General features: G+C 72.0%; 14 protein-coding genes and 1 pseudogene. 11 read left to right on the top strand and 4 right to left on the bottom strand.

What is annotated here, in order from left to right:
• Positions 1–138: 138 nt before the first annotated feature.
• Both CV755_RS35445 and CV755_RS29585 read left to right on the top strand, forming a co-directional pair.
• Positions 139–533, top strand: a pseudogene (locus CV755_RS35445) (AIM24 family protein); the annotation flags it as partial.
• 103 nt (positions 534–636) lie between these two features.
• Complete coding sequence (locus CV755_RS29585; RefSeq protein WP_109283307.1) at positions 637–1,113, top strand: MarR family winged helix-turn-helix transcriptional regulator; 477 nt, start codon at positions 637–639, stop codon at positions 1,111–1,113.
• A 161-nt stretch (positions 1,114–1,274) separates the two neighbouring features.
• Here the strand turns inward: CV755_RS29585 and meaB are convergent, their stop codons facing one another.
• A complete protein-coding gene (gene meaB, locus CV755_RS29580; RefSeq protein WP_109283306.1) occupies positions 1,275–2,234 on the bottom strand; it encodes a methylmalonyl Co-A mutase-associated GTPase MeaB in 960 nt (319 codons plus the stop codon).
• Between the two features lie 53 nt (positions 2,235–2,287).
• Entirely contained in the window at positions 2,288–3,499 is a 1,212-nt protein-coding gene (locus tag CV755_RS29575; protein ID WP_109283305.1) for an acetyl-CoA C-acetyltransferase, read from the bottom strand.
• A 138-nt stretch (positions 3,500–3,637) separates the two neighbouring features.
• Here CV755_RS29575 and mce point away from each other — a divergent pair, with 138 nt between their 5' ends.
• From mce to CV755_RS29540, 7 genes are all read left to right on the top strand, one after another.
• Positions 3,638–4,078: a methylmalonyl-CoA epimerase gene (mce, locus tag CV755_RS29570; protein ID WP_109283304.1), complete on the top strand. Its 441-nt coding sequence runs from the start codon at positions 3,638–3,640 to the stop codon at positions 4,076–4,078.
• Positions 4,079–4,251: 173 nt separating this feature from the next.
• Positions 4,252–8,778: a polarized growth protein Scy gene (gene scy / locus CV755_RS29565; protein ID WP_435881470.1), complete on the top strand. Its 4,527-nt coding sequence runs from the start codon at positions 4,252–4,254 to the stop codon at positions 8,776–8,778.
• Positions 8,779–8,902: 124 nt separating this feature from the next.
• Positions 8,903–9,841 (top strand): coiled-coil domain-containing protein, encoded by a 939-nt coding sequence (locus tag CV755_RS29560; RefSeq protein WP_109283302.1) that lies wholly within the window; start codon positions 8,903–8,905, stop codon positions 9,839–9,841.
• 150 nt (positions 9,842–9,991) lie between these two features.
• Positions 9,992–10,957: an ABC transporter ATP-binding protein gene (locus tag CV755_RS29555; RefSeq protein WP_109283301.1), complete on the top strand. Its 966-nt coding sequence runs from the start codon at positions 9,992–9,994 to the stop codon at positions 10,955–10,957.
• A 3-nt stretch (positions 10,958–10,960) separates the two neighbouring features.
• The gene (locus CV755_RS29550; RefSeq protein ID WP_109283300.1) at positions 10,961–11,731 is read left to right on the top strand and encodes an ABC transporter permease; all 771 of its coding nucleotides are present in this window, start codon (positions 10,961–10,963) and stop codon (positions 11,729–11,731) included.
• A gap of 254 nt (positions 11,732–11,985) precedes the next feature.
• Complete coding sequence (locus tag CV755_RS29545) at positions 11,986–13,512, top strand: ABC transporter ATP-binding protein (protein ID WP_109283614.1); 1,527 nt, start codon at positions 11,986–11,988, stop codon at positions 13,510–13,512.
• Positions 13,509–14,369, top strand: a complete 861-nt coding sequence (locus CV755_RS29540; RefSeq protein WP_109283299.1) for an ABC transporter permease — start codon at positions 13,509–13,511, stop codon at positions 14,367–14,369. Before CV755_RS29545 ends, CV755_RS29540 begins: the two co-directional genes overlap by 4 nt.
• Before the next feature lie 47 nt (positions 14,370–14,416).
• Here CV755_RS29540 and CV755_RS29535 read toward each other — a convergent pair whose 3' ends face one another.
• The gene (locus tag CV755_RS29535; protein WP_109283298.1) at positions 14,417–14,752 is read right to left on the bottom strand and encodes an ATP/GTP-binding protein; all 336 of its coding nucleotides are present in this window, start codon (positions 14,750–14,752) and stop codon (positions 14,417–14,419) included.
• A 197-nt stretch (positions 14,753–14,949) separates the two neighbouring features.
• On the opposite strand from CV755_RS29535, the gene CV755_RS29530 reads away from it, so the two are divergent.
• Complete coding sequence (locus CV755_RS29530) at positions 14,950–15,984, top strand: LLM class flavin-dependent oxidoreductase (protein WP_109283297.1); 1,035 nt, start codon at positions 14,950–14,952, stop codon at positions 15,982–15,984.
• 238 nt (positions 15,985–16,222) lie between these two features.
• Here CV755_RS29530 and CV755_RS29525 read toward each other — a convergent pair whose 3' ends face one another.
• Positions 16,223–16,615, bottom strand: coding sequence for an SCO5389 family protein (locus tag CV755_RS29525; RefSeq protein WP_109283296.1), 393 nt, complete (start codon positions 16,613–16,615; stop codon positions 16,223–16,225).
• A gap of 209 nt (positions 16,616–16,824) precedes the next feature.
• On the opposite strand from CV755_RS29525, the gene nucS reads away from it, so the two are divergent.
• Complete coding sequence (gene nucS, locus CV755_RS29520; protein WP_109283295.1) at positions 16,825–17,487, top strand: endonuclease NucS; 663 nt, start codon at positions 16,825–16,827, stop codon at positions 17,485–17,487.
• Positions 17,488–17,645: the final 158 nt, after the last annotated feature.

Genomic DNA, 17,645 nt, shown 5'->3' with positions numbered 1-17,645 from the left:
GGCATCATGCGGCGACGCACCGCTGTCGATCACCCGGCAGTACACCGAACAGCAGAAGCGCCCGGCCTACCCGCCAAGCGCAGGTCCAGGATGCGCCAACCCCGCGCTGGAGGACGGGACTTGCGCGCGAGATGGCCGGTCAACTCCTATGACATGGAGGACGGCAACCTCACCGTGTGCTCGGGCAATCTGCTGGCCTTCGAGCCCTCGCCGGCGCTGAAGCAGTCGATTGCGCCGGGGTTCCTGACGCTGATCGGCACGGGGAAGTTCATGGCCGTCTCCAACGGGCCGGTGGTGTTCATGGAGCCGCCGATCCGGGTGGGCGCTGATGGGGTGGGCCGACTGCCCCTCGCCCTGCCACCACTACGACCACCGCTATCTGCGCGGAGTGCTGAGCGGGGTAAGGATGTTCACCGGACGAAGAGGGCGTACCGGGTGCATCGGGTGCGAACCACGCGAATCCTGTGAACCAGTCGTCCGCTCCCGGACTGCCGGGGCAGCTTGGGGATCTCCAGCGCCGTTTCGGGCTGTGAGCGGTACCCTCCGGAGTGTGATGTCGAACGCCTGACCTCTCACTTCGACCCTTGTAACATGGCGACCTGTTAAAAATTCAACTTATTTAGGTAGATTCCACTCATGGACACCGAGAACGGCACTCGCTGGCTCAGCGACGAGGAACAGCGGACCTGGCGGACCCATCTGGACGTCAGCCGGCTGCTGATGCACCAGCTCGAACGGGATCTCCAGCCGTTCGGTCTGACCAACAACGACTACGAGATCCTGGTCAATCTCTCCGAGTCCCAGGATCACCGGATGCGGATGAGCGATCTGGCGAGTGCGACCTTGCAGTCCAAGAGCAGGCTCTCGCACCAGATCACGCGGATGGAGAACGCGGGGCTGGTGCGGCGGGAGAACTGCGAGTCGGACCGGCGGGGGTTGTTCGCGGTGCTGACGGAGCACGGGTGGGAGGTCATGCGGAAGGTCGCGCCGCATCATGTGGCTTCTGTGCGGCAGCACTTCATTGATTTGCTGTCGGCGGATGAGCTGAAGGCGTTGCATGAGTCGTTGGCGCCGGTTGCGCAGCACTTGCGCTCCACGCGGGGTAAGGGGTAACTCCGCTTCGGGAGTTGGGGCCGCACCCCGGGGGTTGCTTTGAGTCAGGGCTGCGCCCCGGGTGTGTTTTCGGCTGCGGGCCGGTTGTGGCTGGTCGCGCCCACGCGGCGAAGCCGCATATCGGCAGCGCCCCGCGCCCCTGGGAGGGGCGCTTCGCGCCCTCAACCCCCGTTGGTGAGCCCCTCGATGAGCTCGTCGGCCGCTGCGTACGGATCCAGGGAACCGGAAAGCACCCGCTCCGCCAGCGCGCCCAGGCGGCGGTCGCCGTGGAGGTCGCCGATACGGGCGCGCAGGGCGGTCACCGCGATGGTCTCCACCTCACGGGCCGCCCGCACCCGGCGGCGCTCGGCGAGCACCCCGTGCTCCTCCATCCACGCCCGGTGCTTCTCCAGCGCCTCGACCATCTCGTCGATGCCCTCGCCGCGGGCGGCCACCGTCTTGACGATGGGCGGCCGCCAGTCACCGGGCCTGCGGGCCTCGCCCAGGCCCAGCATGTGGTTCAGCTCCCGGGCGGTGGCGTCCGCCCCGTCCCGGTCGGCCTTGTTGACCACATAGACGTCACCGATCTCCAGGATTCCGGCCTTGGCCGCCTGGATGCCATCGCCCATCCCGGGGGCCAGCAGCACCACCGAGGTGTCCGCCTGGGAGGCGATGTCCACCTCGGACTGGCCGACGCCCACCGTCTCCACCAGGATCACCTCGCAGCCGGCCGCGTCCAGCACCCGGATCGCCTGTGGGGCGGCCCAGGCCAGCCCGCCCAGGTGGCCCCGGGTGGCCATGGAGCGGATATAGACCCCGGGGTCGGAGGCGTGCTCGGACATCCGCACCCGGTCACCGAGCAGCGCACCGCCGGAGAAGGGCGAGGAGGGGTCCACGGCCAGTACGCCCACCCGCTTGCCCATCCGCCGGTAGGCGGTGACCAGGGCGGAGGTGGAAGTGGACTTGCCCACCCCGGGCGAGCCGGTCAGGCCCACCACATAGGCGTTGCCGGACAGCGGCGCCAGGGCCGCCATCACCTCGCGCAACTGCGGGGACGCCCCCTCCACCAGCGAGATCAGCCGGGCCACGGCCCTGGGCCGGCCGGCCCGCGCCTGCTCGACCAGTGCGGGGACGTCCGTCATATCCGCTCCGTTCCGAATGTGCGGTCAGTGCTGAAAGGCAGTGCCGGGACGGCTCACTTGCCGGGTACGCGCAGGATCAGCGCGTCACCCTGGCCGCCGCCACCGCACAGCGCCGCCGCGCCGATCCCGCCGCCGCGCCGCTTGAGCTCCAGCGCCAGGTGCAGCACCACCCGGGCACCGGACATGCCGATGGGGTGACCCAACGCGATGGCCCCGCCGTTGACGTTCACCTTTTCCAGGGAAACGCCCAGATCCTTCATTGACTGGACCACTACGGCCGCAAATGCCTCATTGATCTCGATCAGATCGAGGTCGTCAACGCCCAGGCCCTCCTTGGCCAGTGCGTGCTTGATGGCGTTGGAGGGCTGCGACTGAAGGGAGTTGTCCGGCCCGGCCACATTGCCGTGCGCGCCGATCTCGGCGATCCACTCCAGGCCCAGTTCCTCGGCCTTGGCCTTGCTCATCACCACCACCGCCGCGGCACCGTCGGAGATCTGCGAGGCGGTGCCGGCCGTGATGGTGCCGTCCTTGGCGAAGGCCGGCCGCAGCTTGCCCAGCGACTCCACGGTGGTCTCCGGCCGGATGCCCTCGTCCCGGCTGAAGATGACCGGCTCGCCCTTGCGCTGCGGGATCTCGACCGGGGTGATCTCCGCCTCGAACAGGCCGTTCTTCTGGGCGGCCGCGGCCCGCTGGTGGGAGGCCGCACCCACCTCGTCCTGCTCCTCGCGGCGGATGCCCAGACGGGTGTTGTGCTTCTCGGTGGACTCCCCCATGGCGATGTGCTCAAAGGGGTCGGTCAGTCCGTCGTAGGCCATGGCGTCCAGCATCTCCACGGCGCCGTACTTGTAGCCCTCGCGCGACTTGGGCAGCAGATGCGGGGCGTTGGTCATCGACTCCTGGCCGCCGGCCACCACGATCTCGAACTCCCCGGCCCGGATGAGCTGGTCGGCCAGCGCGATGGCGTCCAGGCCGGACAGACAGACCTTGTTGACGGTCAGCGCGGGGACGTTCATCGGGATGCCGGCCTTGACCGCCGCCTGGCGGGCCGGGATCTGGCCGGCGCCGGCCTGCAGCACCTGACCCATGATCACGTACTGGACCTGGTCGCCCCCTATGCCCGCCCGGTCGAGCGCGGCCTTGATGGCCGCCCCGCCCAGGTCGGCCGCGGAGAACGAGCGCAGCGAGCCGAGCAGCCGGCCCATGGGCGTCCGGGCGCCCGCGACGATCACAGAGGTGGTACCGGTCGGACCGTTCGTACCAGACATGAACACGGCTCCTTCGGGCGGATGTCGGGCGGTGACGTGGTTTCGTCAATGTACTGAGCGGTACGGCCGCGGTCACCGGCCCCGTGGTGTGATCGCGCGCACGTTGCGTAACCAACCGTACGGCGGTGCACTGGTTCCATGCTGACGCGCATCGACCACATCGGGATCGCCTGCTTCGACCTCGACAAGACCGTCGAGTTCTACCGTGCCACTTATGGCTTCGAGGTGTTCCACACCGAGGTCAACGAGGAACAGGGCGTTCGCGAGGCCATGTTGAAGATCAATGAGACCTCCGACGGCGGCGCCTCCTATCTGCAGCTGCTGGAGCCCGTCCGGGAGGACTCCACCGTCGCCAAGTGGCTTGCCAGGAACGGGGAAGGGGTCCATCACATCGCCTTCGGCACCGCCGATGTGGACGGCGACGCCCAGGCCACCCGGGACAAGGGCGTCAGGGTGCTCTACGACGAGCCGCGCACCGGCTCCATGGGCTCGCGCATCACCTTCCTGCACCCCAAGGACTGCCATGGCGTGCTCACCGAACTCGTCACCTCGGCACCCCGCCGCGCCGAGGAGCACTGACCCACACCTTCCCCGGCCGGTAGAGTGCAGGTTCGGCCGGGGCGCGGGTGGGGCCCGGCCCAGGCTGTGCCGATGATCTGACACCATTTCTTCGGAAGGGCGGGCTCCGGGTTTCCACCACACGCAGTACGGGGCCGGCCACCGACGCGACCAGGGGACGGATGGACCGCGCTGTGCGGGGCTACGAGCGCCACGAGAGTCAATTGGAGGAGGCCGACCACCTCTCGAAGTTCGAGGCCGAGATGGAGCGGCTGAAGACCGAGCGGGAGAAGGCGGTCCAGCACGCCGATGACCTCGGCTACCAAGTCGAGGTGCTGCGCGCCAAGCTCCATGAGGCGCGCCGCGCCCTGGCCCACCGCCCCGCCTATGACGCGGCCGGTCTCGACTACCAGGCCGAGCAGCTGCTGCGCAATGCCCAGATCCAGGCCGACCAGCTGCGCACCGACGCCGAGCGGGAGTTGCGCGAGGCCCGGGCCCAGACCCAGCGGCTGCTCCAGGAGGCCGCCGAGCGGCAGGCCCGGCTGGACGCCGAGCTGCACGCCGAGGCCGTGGCCCGCCGTCAGCGGCTGGACGAGGAGCTCAATGAGCGCCGCCAGACCGTCGAGTCGCATGTCAATGAGAACGTCGCCTGGGCCGAACAGCTGCGGGCCCGTACCGAGTCACAGGCCCGCCGGCTGCTGGAGGAGTCCCGCGCCGAGGCCGAGCAGGCCCTGTCGGCGGCGCGCGCCGAGGCGCGGCGGCTGACCGAGGAGGCCCGGGCCCGGCTGAGTGTGGCCGCCGAGGAGGCGCGGGCCGAAGCCGAAGCGATCCTGCGCCGGGCGCGCACCGACGCCGAGCGGCTGCTGACCGCCGCCTCCGCCCAGGCCCAGGAGGCCACCGAGCACGCCGAGCAGCTGCGCACGGCCACCAGCGCCGAGTCCGACCAGGCCCGCAGCACGGCCGCCGAGCTGACCCGGGCCGCCGAGGCCCGGATGCAGGAGGCCGACGCCGCGCTGCGCGAGGCGCGGGCCGAGGCGGAGAAGCTGCTGGCCCAGGCGAGTCAGACGGCCTCGGCCCGGCTGAGCGAGGCCGAGTCGGAGAACGAACAGCGCACCCGTACCGCCAAGGCCGAGGTCGCCCGGCTGGTGGGCGAGGCCACCAAGGAGGCCGAGGCGCTGCGCGCGGAGGCCGAGCAGCTGCGCGCCGACGCCGCCGCCGAGGCGGAGCGGCTGATCGCGGAGGCCGCGGAGAAGGCCCGTAACGAGGCCGCCGAGGACTCGGCGGCGCGGCTGGCCCAGGCCGCCCGTACCGCGGAGGAGGTGCTGTCCAAGGCCTCCGAGGAGGCCCGGGCCACCACCAAGGCGGCGGCCGCCGAGGCCGAGCGGATCCGCCGGGAGGCACAGGCGGAGGCCGAGCGGCTGCGGGCGCAGGCGGAGGACACCGCCGAGCAGCTCAAGGGCGCGGCCAAGGACGACACCAAGGAGTACCGGGCCAAGACGGTCGAGCTCCAGGAGGAGGCCCGGCGGCTGCGTGCCGAGGCCGAGCAGCTGCGCGCCGAGGCGGGCGAGGAGGCCGAGCGGATCCGGGCCGAGGCCCGTAAGAAGGCCCTGCAGCAGATCGAGGAGGCGGCCGGGACCGCCGAGGAGCTGCTGGTCAAGGCCAAGGCCAACGCCGAGGAGACCCGGGCGGCGGCCACCGCGGAGAGCGAGCGGGTGCGCGCCGAGGCGGCCGAGCGGTCGGCGGCGGCGCGCAAGCAGGCCGAGGAGCTGCTGGCGCGGGCCCGTACCGAGGCCGAGGAGATGGCCGAGGAGGCCGAGGACCACGCCGAGCGCACCCGCGCCGAGGCCGCCGAGGCGGCGGCGAAGACGCGGGAGGAGGCCGAGCGGGCCGCGGCGGCCCGGCTCCAGGAGGCGTCCGAGGAGCTGGACCGGCTGCGTACCGAGGCCGAGCAGCGTCTTGAGTCCGCCGAGTCGGCACTGCGCGAGGCACGCACCGAGGCCGAGCGGCTGCGCCGGGAGACGGCCGAGGAGACGGAGCGGCTGCGTACCGAGGCGGCCGAGCGGGTGCGCGCCCTGACCGCGCAGGCCGAGCAGGAGGCCGAGCGGCTGCGTGCCGAGGCGGCCGAGGAGGCGTCGGCCGCCCGGGCCGAGGGCGAGACGGCCGGGGCCCGGCTGCTGGCCGAGGCCACCGCGGAGGCGGAGCGGCTGCGTACCGAGGCCCAGGAGACCGCCGACCGGGTGCGGGCCGAGGCCAACGCGGCCGCCGAACGGACCGCCGCCGAGGCGGCCGAGGCGCTGGCCGCCGCCCAGGAGGAGGCCGCGCGCCGCCGCCGGGAGGCCGAGGAGCTGCTGGGTGACGCCCGGAGCGAGGCCCAGGCCGAGCGCCAGGCGGCGCATGAGCAGAGCGAGGAGCTGCTGGCGGCTGCCCGCAAGCGGGTGGCCGAGGCCCAGGCCGAGGCGGAGCGCCTGGTCGAGGAGGCCGAGCAGCGGGCGGCCGAGCTGGTCTCGGCGGCCGAGGCGACCGCCCAGCAGGTGCGGGATGCGGTGGCCGGACTGCATGAGCAGGCCGAGGAGGAGATCGCCGGGCTGCGCTCGGCGGCCGAGCACAACGCCGAGCGCACCCTGAGCGAGGCGCAGCAGGAGGCGGACCGGGTCCGGTCCGAGGCGCACTCCGAGCGGGAGCGGGCCGGTCAGGACGCGGCGCGGCTGCGCGCCGAGGCCCAGGCGGCCACCGAGGCCGCCCAGGAGATGGCCGAGCGCACCATCGCCGACGCCATCGCCGAGGCCCGTGGCGTGGAGGAGGAGGCCGCCCGGGTTCTGGAGGAGGCGCGGCAGACGGCCCATGCCAAGCGCACCGAGGCGGCCCGGCAGGCGGACGAGCTGATCGCCGAGGCCACCGCGGAGAGCGGCAAGCTGGTGGACGAGGCCGAGCGCGCCCTGGCTCAGGCCCGTCAGGCGGCCGAGGCCGAGCGCGCCGAGGGCGCTGCGGAGGCGGAGCGGCTGCGTACCGAGGCGGCGGGCACGCTCCAGGAGGCGATCGAGACCGCGGAGGCGGAGCGCGCCGAGGCGCGGGCCGAGGCCGAGCGGCTGGTGGCGGAGGCCGCCCGTACGGTGGACGAGGCGCGGGACGCGGCCGACGCCCACCGGATGGAGGCGGCGCAGCAGGCGGACGAGCTGCTGGCCAAGGCGACCGCGGAGGCGGACCGGCTGGTGGCGGACGCCTCGGCGCGGGCGCAGCAGATGCGTACCGACGCCTCGGACGCGCTGGCCCAGGCCGAGCAGGACGCGGCGCGCACCCGGGCGGAGGCCCGCGAGGACGCCAACAAGATGCGCGCGGACGGGCATGCCGAGGCCGAGCGGATCGTCAACGAGGCGGCGGAGCTGACCTCTTCGGCGCAGGAGGACGCCGACCGGATCGTGGACGAGGCCCGCAAGCAGGCGGGCGCCCACCGGGCGGAGGCGGCCCGGCAGGCGGACGAGCTGATCGCCAAGGCCGCGGACGAGGGCGAGAAGCTGCGGGCGGAGGCCGAGTCCACGCTGGTGGAGGCCCAGGAGGCGGCCCGGGTCCGGCTGGCCGAGGCCGGTGGCGAGGCCGAGCGGATGGTGGCGGACGCGGCCGCGGAGGCGGAGCGCACCCGCCGGGACGCGGCCGAGGTGCTGGAAAGCGCCCGCCGGGAGGCGGAGCGGATCGCCGACGAGGCCCGCGAGGCGGCCAACTCCCGCCGTGCGGAGGCGGCTTCGCAGGCGGACGAGCTGATCGCCGAGGCCACCGCGGAGGCGGAGCGGATGGCGGCCGAGGCGCAGGCGGCGCTGAGCGCGGCCCAGGAGAACGCCAACAGCACCCGTGCGGATTCGGCCAAGTTGAAGGCGGATGCGGTGCTGGAGGCGGAGCGGATCCGTACCGAGGCGCTCGAAGAGGCCGAGCGTACGGTCGATGAGGCGCGCGAGGCGGCGGCCCGGCGCCGTACCGAGGCGGCCGAGCAGGCCGACGCGCTGGTGGCCAAGGCGCAGGAGGAGGCGGTCAAGTCGGCCGCCGCGGCCGAGGAGCAGGCCGACGCCATGGTCGGCGCGGCCCGCAAGGAGGCCGAGCGGATCGTGGCCGAGGCCACCGGCGAGAGCAACTCGCTGGTGGAGCAGGCCCGTACGGACGCCGACTCGCTGCTGTCCGAGGCGCGCGGGGACGCCACCGCCATAAGGGAGCGGGCCGAGGAGCTGCGTACCCGGATCGAGAGTGAGGTCGAGGAGCTGCACGAGCGGGCCCGCCGGGAGGTGGCCGAGGCGATGCAGTCGGCCGGCGAGCGCTGCGACAAGCTGGTGGCCGCGGCCACCGAGCAGCTCGCCGAGGCGGAGGCCAAGGCCAAGCAGATGCTGTCGGACGCCAGTGGTGAGGCGAGCAAGGTGCGCATCGCCGCGGTGAAGAAGGCCGAGGGCCTGCTGAAGGAGGCCGAGCAGAAGAAGGCCGCCGCGGTACGCGAGGCGGAGCGCCTGCGCACCGAGGCCACCGCCGAGGCGGAGGCCCTTGTCGAGGAGGGCAAGCGGGAGTTGGAGGCGCTGATGCGCCGGCGCAAGGACATCAACGCCGAGATTTCCCGTGTCCAGGACGTGTTGGAGGCGTTGGAATCATTTGAGTCCCCCGGGGCAGGCGGCTCCAAGGAGGGCGGGGTGAAGGCGACCGCTGGTGTCGGCTCAACTCGATCGGGTGGTAAGCAGTCTGGAAAGTAGCCACTCAATCGGGGGGACATTTTCCAGATCTCCCACACGAGTACAACCATCTGCCCCTTGACACGCCGCTATCGCCCCTAGGATTCCCTCTATCACCTCACCGGTCTCTTTCGACAGGAACCCCATGAGCGACACTTCCTCCCCCTTCGGCTTCGAGCTCGTGCGGCGTGGATACGACCGCGGCCAGGTGGACGACCGCATTACCAAGCTCGTCGCCGACCGTGACAGCGCACTGGCCCGGATCACCTCTCTGGAAAAGCGCATCGAGGAGCTGCACCTCGAAACGCAGAACGCTCAGGCGCAGATCAACGACTCCGAGCCGTCGTACGCGGGGCTCGGGGCGCGGGTCGAGAAGATCCTTCGGCTGGCCGAGGAAGAGGCCAAGGATCTGCGTGAGGAGGCCCGTCGGGCGGCCGAGCAGCACCGCGAGCTCGCCGAGTCGGCGGCCCAGCAGGTGCGCAATGACGCCGAGTCCTTCGCCGCCGACCGCAAGGCCAAGGCGGAGGACGAGGGCGCCCGGATCGTGGAGAAGGCCAAGGGCGACGCGGCCACCCTGCGGGCCGAGGCGCAGAAGGACGCGCAGTCCAAGCGGGAGGAGGCGGACGCCCTCTTCGAGGAGACGCGCGCCAAGGCGGCCCAGGCGGCGGCCGACTTCGAGACCAATCTGGCCAAGCGGCGCGAGCAGTCCGAGCGCGATCTGGCCTCCCGGCAGGCCAAGGCGGAGAAGCGGCTGGCCGAAATCGAGCACCGCGCCGAGCAGTTGCGCCTGGAGGCGGAGAAGCTGCGCACCGACGCGGAGCGCCGGGCCCGGCAGACGGTGGAGACCGCGCAGCGCCAGGCCGAGGACATCGTGGCCGACGCCAATGCCAAGGCGGACCGTATCCGCAGCGAATCCGAGCGGGAGCTGGCGGCCCTCACCAACCGCCGGGACTCCATCAACGCCCAGCTGACCAATGTCCGCGAGATGCTGGCCACGCTGACCGGCGCGGCGGTGGCCGCGGCCGGGGTGCCGGGGGACGACGAGCCGATCTCGCGCGGGGTGCCGGCCCAGCAGAGCCGCTAGGCGCGCTTTCCTTTCCCACGGTTTTCCGCGGTAGGCCGCATATGGGCGGACGATGCCCACACGGGGGGCGGCTTGCCGCGCGGCACGTGGGCGGGTACGGACCCTGCCGCTCCGGTGGCGGATGGCTCCGGGCGCCCTTACCGTGGCTGAATGATCGAGCTTGAGGGCTTGACCAAGCGCTATGGCGACAAGCTCGCCGTTGACGGTCTGACCTGCACCGTACGGCCGGGCATGGTCACCGGTTTCCTGGGCCCCAATGGCGCGGGCAAGTCCACCACCATGCGGATGATGCTGGATCTGGACAATCCGACCAGCGGCACGGTGCGTATCGACGGCAGGCACTACCGCCAGCTGCACAACCCCCTGCGCACGGTGGGCGCGTTGCTGGACGCCAAGGCGATCCACGGTGGTCGCAGCGCCTACAACCATCTGCTGTGTCTGGCGCAGAGCAATGGCATCGATGCGGTACGCGTGCGTGAGGTACTGGACGTAGTCGGCCTGACCCCGGTGGCCCGTAAGCGCGCCAAGGGCTTCTCGCTGGGCATGGGGCAGCGACTGGGCATCGCGGCCGCGCTGTTGGGCGATCCCCAGATCCTGATGTTCGACGAACCGGTCAACGGCCTTGATCCGGAAGGCATCCACTGGATCCGCAATCTGATGAAGTCGCTGGCCGCCCAGGGGCGTACGGTCTTTGTCTCCTCGCACCTGATGAGCGAAATGGCGCTCACCGCCGAGCACTTGATCGTCATCGGCCAGGGCAGGCTGCTGGCGGACACCTCGATGTCCGAGTTCATCGCGCAGAACTCCAGGTCGTTCGTCCGGATGCGGTCACCGGAGGGCGAGCGGCTGCGCGATGTGCTCTCCGGCGCCGGGATCACCGCCGTGCCGGCCGCGGACGGCGCCCTGGAGGTGCATGGCGAGGACGCGGAGCACCTGGGCGAGCTGGCCGCGCGGCACCGGATCACCCTGCATGAGCTCAGCCCCCAGCGGGCCTCGCTGGAGGAGGCGTTTATGCGGCTGACCGCCGGGGCGGTGGAGTACCACGCGCATCCCAACCACCAGGCCCGGCCGCCGGAGGCGGGCTGGGGAGCCGACTGGCAGAAGAAGGGGTCGTGAGCCATGGCGGTGGCGGCACAGGTGCTGCGTTCGGAGTGGACCAAGGTCAGGTCGGTGCGGTCCACGGTGTGGACGCTGGGGGTCGCGGTGCTGGTGACGGTGGGACTGGGGGCGCTGATCAGCAAGCTGGCCGGGGACGACTACGACAAGCTCTCGGTCCGCGAGAAGTTCACTTTCGACCCGACCTTCATCAGTTTCGCGGGCATGGGCCTGGGACAGCTGGCATTGATCGTTTTCGGGGTGCTGGTGATCGCCAATGAATACAGCACCGGAATGATCCGCACTTCGCTGGCCGCCGTTCCCCAGCGTGGTGTTTTCCTGTTCAGCAAGATCACTGTTGCCACGCTGCTGGCCCTGGTCATTGGCATGGCCACCAGCTTTCTCACCTTTTTCCTGGGACAGGCCATGCTGGGTGATCACCGGGCATACCTCGGTGATCCCGGAGTGCTGCGCGCGGTCATCGGCGGCGGCCTCTATATGGCGCTGATCACGATGTTCTCGATGGGTGTGGCGGCGATGCTGCGCAGCCCCATGCTGTCGCTGGGCATTCTGATGCCGTTCTTCTTCCTGATCTCCAACATCCTGCAGGGGGTCTCGGCCACCAGGAAGGTCGCCCACTATCTGCCGGACAAGGCCGGCCAGAAGGTGATGCAGGTGATCCCGGGCACCGATGAGACGCCCTATGGCCCCTGGGGCGGCCTGGGGATCATGGTGCTGTGGGTGGTGGCCGCGCTGCTGGGGGGCTATGCGGTGCTGAAGAGGCGCGACGCGTAGGGGTTGTCTGACGGCTCCGTGCCGTCGCCGGGTGCGGTCGCCTTCGGCGGGTGCGGTCGGCTTCGCCGGGGGCGGCCGCTGCTTGTCATGTGCCGGCCGTCTGTGGCCGGTCGCGCAGTTCCCCGCGCCCCTTACGGGCCTGCGGGCGGCATTTCGGCGACAGCGGGAACCCGTCAGCCGCTCGTTATCCTCTTTACCCGAAAGGGGGCATCCCACAAGGCGCAATGGCCCCGACCACCGGCGAGGGGCGGAGCATGATCGAGGCAGTCGGCCTGACCAAGCGCTATGGCGCCAAGACGGCCGTACACAATCTGACCTTCCAGGTCAGACCGGGTATGGTCACCGGCTTCCTGGGGCCCAACGGCTCCGGCAAGTCCACCACCATGCGCATGATCCTGGGCCTGGACGTGCCCACCTCCGGCCGGGTCACCATCGGCGGGCTGCCCTACCGGCAGCTGCCCAACGCCCCCCGCCGGGTCGGCGCCCTGCTGGACGCCAAGGCCGTGCACGGCGGCCGCAGCGCGTACCACCACCTGCTGTCCCTGGCCCAGCACTCCGGCATCCCGGCCCGCCGGGTGGACGAGGTGCTGGATGTGGTGGGCCTGCGCCAAGTGGCCCGCAAGCGTTCCAAGGGCTTCTCGCTGGGCATGGGGCAGCGGCTGGGCATCGCCGCCGCGCTGCTCGGCGACCCCCAGGTGCTGCTCTTCGACGAGCCGGTCAACGGGCTGGACCCGGAGGGCATCCTCTGGGTCCGCAACCTGATGAAGCGGCTGGCGGCGGAGGGCCGTACGGTCTTTGTCTCCTCGCATCTGATGAGCGAGATGGCGCTGACCGCCGAGCACTTGATCGTCATCGGCCGGGGGCAGCTGCTCGCCGACATGAGCGTGCCGGACTTCATCGCGGCCAACTCCGCCGGGTTCGCCCGGGTTCGTACGCCCGACGGGGAGCCCCAGGCCCGGGAAAAGCTCACCGCGACGGTGGTGGAGGCGGGCGGCCAGGTGCTGCCGGAGCCGGACGGGGCGCTGCGCGTCACCGGCCTGCCACTGCCACGGATCAGCGATCTCGCCCATGGGGCGGGCATCCGCCTGTGGGAGCTCTCCCCGCACCAGGCCTCGCTGGAAGAGGCATATATGCGGATGACCCAGGCCGCGGTGGACTACCGCTCCACGGCGGACCCGCGCGCCGGCTACCAGCAGCCGGCCGCGCCCGGCTGGGGCACACCGCCGCCGGGCGGGCCGGGCGAGGTCTACCCGGTCCTGCCGGGCGAGCTGCCCAACCCTTACGCCCAGCAGCCGGCGCCGCCGGCGGGTACGGCGCCCGCCGCCCCCGGAGCCGGGTACGCGCCCACGGCCCCGTCCCCCTTCGCGGCCCCCCACAGCGCCCACACGCCGGCGGACGCCGCCGCCGGGCGGGGCGCAGCCGCACCCCGGAGCGTGCCGATGCCCGCCGGACCGGCCCCGTCCACGGCCGCCACACCACAGGCACCCGCCACGGCGGCCGCGCCTGCCCAGCCCAGCGCATCCGCCCCCGCCGCGCCGCAGGACGCACCCGCACCACCCGCCGCACCACCCGCGCCGGGCCAGGCGCCCCGGAGCGTGCCGATGCCCGCCGGAGCAGCCCCGTCCACGGCCGCCACACCACAGGCACCCGCCACGGCGGCCGCGCCTGCCCAGCCCAGCGCATCCGCCCCGGTCGCACCACCGCAACAGCCGCCCACCACCGACACCGCCCCGGCCGGGACCGCCGCCGCGCGGCGCCACAGCGAGGACGACGCCCGATGACCGCCCCGACCCCGATGCCCCAGCAGCAGCCCTACTGGCCCGGCACCGCCGGCCCGGATGGCTATGTGTCGCCCATCCCGGTGCGCGAGGCGACCCTCGGCGACGCGGTCAAGGCCGAGTGGACCAAGATCCGTTCGCTGCGCTCCACCATGTGGACGCTGGGCGTGATGCTGGTGGTCGTCATCGGCGTCGGCACCCTGGTCGCCGTGGTACTGGCCGCCCGCGCCTCCGGGACGGCCGACCGGACGTCCAGCGCCCTGGACCTCGGCTTCATCGGGGTGCTGCTCGGCATGCTGCCGGTGCTCACCCTGGGTGTGCTGACGCTCTCCTCGGAGTACGGCACCGGCCTGATCCGCACCACGCTCACCGCCTGCCCCAGCCGCACCCGGGTGCTGGCCGCCAAGGCGATCGTCTATTTCGCGCTCACCTTTGTGACCACCCTGGTCGCCAACACCCTGGTGGCCCTGATCGACCAGGCGGCGCTGGGCGGGCACACCGACTACCGGGACACCGCCATGGACTGGCTGCGGGCGACGGCCGGCGTCAGCCTCTACCTCTCCCTGCTGGGCCTGCTGGCCCTCGGCATCGGCGGCATGCTGCGGCACTCCGCGGGAGCGATCAGCACCGTACTGGGCCTGGTGCTGCTGCCGCTGATCCTGGCGATGTTCCTGGGCTCCTTCCGGAGCCTGGCCGCCAAGCTGGTGGAGTACTCGGTCCCGGCCCAGCTGAGCGGCTTCTACCCGGCCGCCAACGGTCCGGGCGGCCCGGGGGCCGGGATCTCGCTGCTGATCGCGGCCGTCCTCACCGCCGCCTCGCTGGCCGGCGCCCATGCGCTGATGAGCCGCCGCGACGCCTGACCGCGCCCCGCGAGGGGCCCCGTACAGCCCAACACAACCCAACTCACCTAATAGCGCGGCGCGTTACGGGACCGCTGGAGCCTCGCGCTCCGGCGGTCCCGCGCGTTCCAGCACGACTTGTGCCAGTGCCGCCGCTCCTCGACCCCGGCCCCGTACTGGGGCCACGCCACCAAGTGCGGGACCCCGGGCGGGATTTCCTGGTCACAGCCCGGGCACCGGTAGTGCTTGGCGGCCGCCCCGCCGCCGATCATCCGCACCGACCACTCCTCGCCCTGCCAGCTCTCGGTGCGCTCCAGTCCGTAGCGGTCACCCCCCTCGCGCTCGGGCGGGATCTCGGCTCGCCTTTCGGCGCCGCCTCGCGGGCGGTTTCGGCGCGGGGACACGGGGCACCTCGGAGTTCTGGGGAGCTACGGCCTGTGACCAGCGTACGCGTCCCCGTCACCACCCCGGGACGCCGACCGCGCTCTGACGATCATCATGAAAACCTGCCGGAGGGCCGTACCTTCGGGCCCGCGTCGGCCGTTATTGCCTCCGGGACGGCGATTCGATCGCCAGTCCGTCGCTAGGAGGCACACAAGCGATGCGCGTTGGAGCATTCGTCCTGGCCGCCCAGTTCCCGGGCCAGGGCCATGGGGAGGCTCTCTACCGGGCCGTACGGTCGGCCGAGGTCGCCGAGGAGGCCGGGCTGGACGCGGTCTGGGTGGCCGAGCACCATTTTGTCCCCTATGGCGTCTGCCCGTCCGCGGTCACCCTGGCCGCCCTGCTGCTGGGCCGCACCCGGCGGATCGGGGTGGGCACCGCGGTCAGCGTGCTGCCCACCACCCACCCCGTCGCCCTGGGCGAGCAGACCGCCCTGCTGCACCTCACCTCGGGCGGCAGGTTCACCCTGGGCGTGGGCCGCGGCGGCCCCTGGGTGGACCTGGAGGTGTTCAACTCCGGCCTGGCGGCGTACGAGAGCGACTTCCCCGAATCCCTGGACCTGCTGATGCGCTGGCTGCGCCGGCCCAGGGTGAGCGCCGCGGGGGAACGGTTCTCCTTCCGCGAGGTGCCGGTGGTCCCCCGGCCCGACGAGCTGCTGGACCATCCCGGCCCGCCGGTGATAGTCGCCTGCACCTCGCCTGCCAGCGTACGGCTGGCCGCCCGGCACGGGCTGCCCATGCTGCTGGGCATGCACAGCGGTGACCAGGAGAAGGCGGAGATGATCGCGCTTTGGCGCAAGTGCGCGCTGGAGGCGGGGAGTTCACCGGATCAGGTGGCGGCGGCCGGGCATGTCTCGGCCGGGGTGCTGCAGATCGCCGACCGGCGCGCGGAAGCGGCGGAGACCCTGAAGAAGGCGATGCCCGGCTGGCTCCAGCAGGGGCTGGGCGCCCATGTGACGGTGGACGGCCGGGTACGGCGGATGCGTGACCCCTACGCCTACACGGAGTTGCTGTGCGAGCTGCACGCGGTCGGCCCGCCGCGGCTGTGCGCCGACCGTCTGGCGGCCACCGCCGAGCGCACCGGCATCAGGCGCTTCGCGCTGCTCGCCGAGGGCTGCGGCGACCTCGCCGGGACCGAGGAGAACCTGCGCCGGCTGGGGGCCGAGGTGCTGCCCCTGCTGCCCCTCCTGCCCTGAGCGTTCCCCTGGCCTTTTGCCTCCTTGAGCGCCCCCGGTCACAGGAATCCGGGGCGCTGCCGCTCCCGTGCGGTGCGGTGCAGGTGTCCGGGTGCGCCACTCCGGTACGGCCGCCCCCCGGGTGGCGAACGCCGTCCGGAGCCGGCCGGCGCCTCGCTCCCGGCGCGGAGTGGCGTACCCGCACCACTACACCACTCCGCGGGATGCGCCCCTCGCCCGGAGCGGCAGCGGCGCCGCGTCAGCAGTCGCGAAGCTCCGGCGACTGATTGAGCAACTGGCCCCGGATCGAGGTGAATCGGGCCAGGCGCTCGTCCGCCGAGGCATCCAGGGGGAACACCGCGACCCGGTGGCAGTTCTGGAACGCCAGCCGGACCCCGAAGTGCCGTTGCAGCGCACCGCGAATCGCGTCACTCGCCATGGCCCGCAGCAACTGGCCGCGCGCCTGCTCGTCCGGCGGCGGCGTCCGGTTGTCGGCGAACGTTCCACCGTCAACCCTGAGCTGGGCCACCAGGGAGCTGATCATCTCCCATGCATAAGGCAGGGAGTTCCGGACGCAGTCGATGAACTCCGCTTCATCGACCTCGCCTCGCTCGGCCTGTGCCAGGAGGGCCGGTGAGACGTCGAGCGACATGGGTTCTCCTCTCGCGACCCCGCGTACGGGGTCTCAGGGATGGGCGAGCGGACGACGACGCCCTGTGCCCGTACGGCGACCGCCCGCTTCAACGGTAATCCGGCCACTGCGGCCCCACCAGGAGAACGCACATACAACTGGCCAACGGCGAAGGGGCCCATCCAGGGCGAATCGCGTGGAGCAGGGGTCGTCGAGTAGCGTGGCTCACCATGCGTCTCGTCATTGCCCGCTGCTCCGTGGACTACGCCGGCCGGCTCACCGCCCACCTGCCCTCCGCCCCCCGCCTGATCCTCGTCAAGGCCGACGGAAGCGTCAGCATCCACGCGGATGACCGGGCCTACAAGCCCCTCAACTGGATGTCGCCGCCCTGCACGCTCAAGGAGGGCGACAACGGGGTGTGGACGGTGATCAACAAGGCGGGCGAGAAACTCATCATCACCATGGAGGAAGTCCTCCATGACTCCTCGCACGAGCTGGGCGTCGATCCGGGCCTCATCAAGGACGGCGTGGAAGCGCACCTTCAGGAGCTGCTGGCGGACCGCATCGAGACCCTTGGCGAGGGCTACACCCTCATCCGCCGCGAGTACCCCACCGCCATCGGCCCGGTGGACATCCTGTGCCGGGACGCGGACGGGCAGACGGTGGCGGTGGAGCTCAAGCGGCGCGGTGAGATCGATGGGGTCGAACAGCTCACCCGTTACCTGGAGTTGCTCAACCGCGACCCCCATCTGGCGCCGGTGCGCGGCATCTTCGCCGCCCAGGAGATCAAGCCGCAGGCGCGGGTCCTCGCCACCGACCGCGGCATCGGCTGCGTAGTCCTCGACTACAACGCGATGCGCGGCATCGAAGACGACAAGCTCCGCCTCTTCTGACCCCCCAGAGGGTCACCCCTCGGGTACCCGCGCCCCCTTAGGGGCGCGGGGAACTGCGCGACCAGCCACACGCGGCCCGCAGCCGAACGACCAGGGCCGTCGGCAGACACCGTTTCGTCGCCGGGTGCGCCCTGCCAGGGGCGCGGGGAACCCCCGCG

Source organism: Streptomyces orinoci (assembly GCF_003121295.1).
In the GTDB taxonomy this organism is placed as follows: Bacteria; Actinomycetota; Actinomycetes; order Streptomycetales; family Streptomycetaceae; genus Streptomyces; species Streptomyces orinoci.
This window is presented reverse-complemented; position numbering and strand designations above follow the sequence as displayed.

What these genes read in the sequence shown, in the direction of transcription:
- nucS (WP_109283295.1), top strand. Translation starts at nt 16,825, where the DNA reads ATGCGTCTCGTCATTGCCCGCTGCTCCGTGGACTACGCCGGCCGGCTC.
- CV755_RS29545 (WP_109283614.1), top strand. Translation starts at nt 11,986, where the DNA reads ATGATCGAGGCAGTCGGCCTGACCAAGCGCTATGGCGCCAAGACGGCC.
- CV755_RS29585 (WP_109283307.1), top strand. Translation starts at nt 637, where the DNA reads ATGGACACCGAGAACGGCACTCGCTGGCTCAGCGACGAGGAACAGCGG.
- CV755_RS29530 (WP_109283297.1), top strand. Translation starts at nt 14,950, where the DNA reads ATGCGCGTTGGAGCATTCGTCCTGGCCGCCCAGTTCCCGGGCCAGGGC.
- meaB (WP_109283306.1), bottom strand. Translation starts at nt 2,234, where the DNA reads ATGACGGACGTCCCCGCACTGGTCGAGCAGGCGCGGGCCGGCCGGCCC.
- CV755_RS29555 (WP_109283301.1), top strand. Translation starts at nt 9,992, where the DNA reads ATGATCGAGCTTGAGGGCTTGACCAAGCGCTATGGCGACAAGCTCGCC.
- mce (WP_109283304.1), top strand. Translation starts at nt 3,638, where the DNA reads ATGCTGACGCGCATCGACCACATCGGGATCGCCTGCTTCGACCTCGAC.
- CV755_RS29560 (WP_109283302.1), top strand. Translation starts at nt 8,903, where the DNA reads ATGAGCGACACTTCCTCCCCCTTCGGCTTCGAGCTCGTGCGGCGTGGA.
- CV755_RS29525 (WP_109283296.1), bottom strand. Translation starts at nt 16,615, where the DNA reads ATGTCGCTCGACGTCTCACCGGCCCTCCTGGCACAGGCCGAGCGAGGC.
- CV755_RS29550 (WP_109283300.1), top strand. Translation starts at nt 10,961, where the DNA reads ATGGCGGTGGCGGCACAGGTGCTGCGTTCGGAGTGGACCAAGGTCAGG.
- CV755_RS29540 (WP_109283299.1), top strand. Translation starts at nt 13,509, where the DNA reads ATGACCGCCCCGACCCCGATGCCCCAGCAGCAGCCCTACTGGCCCGGC.
- CV755_RS29575 (WP_109283305.1), bottom strand. Translation starts at nt 3,499, where the DNA reads ATGTCTGGTACGAACGGTCCGACCGGTACCACCTCTGTGATCGTCGCG.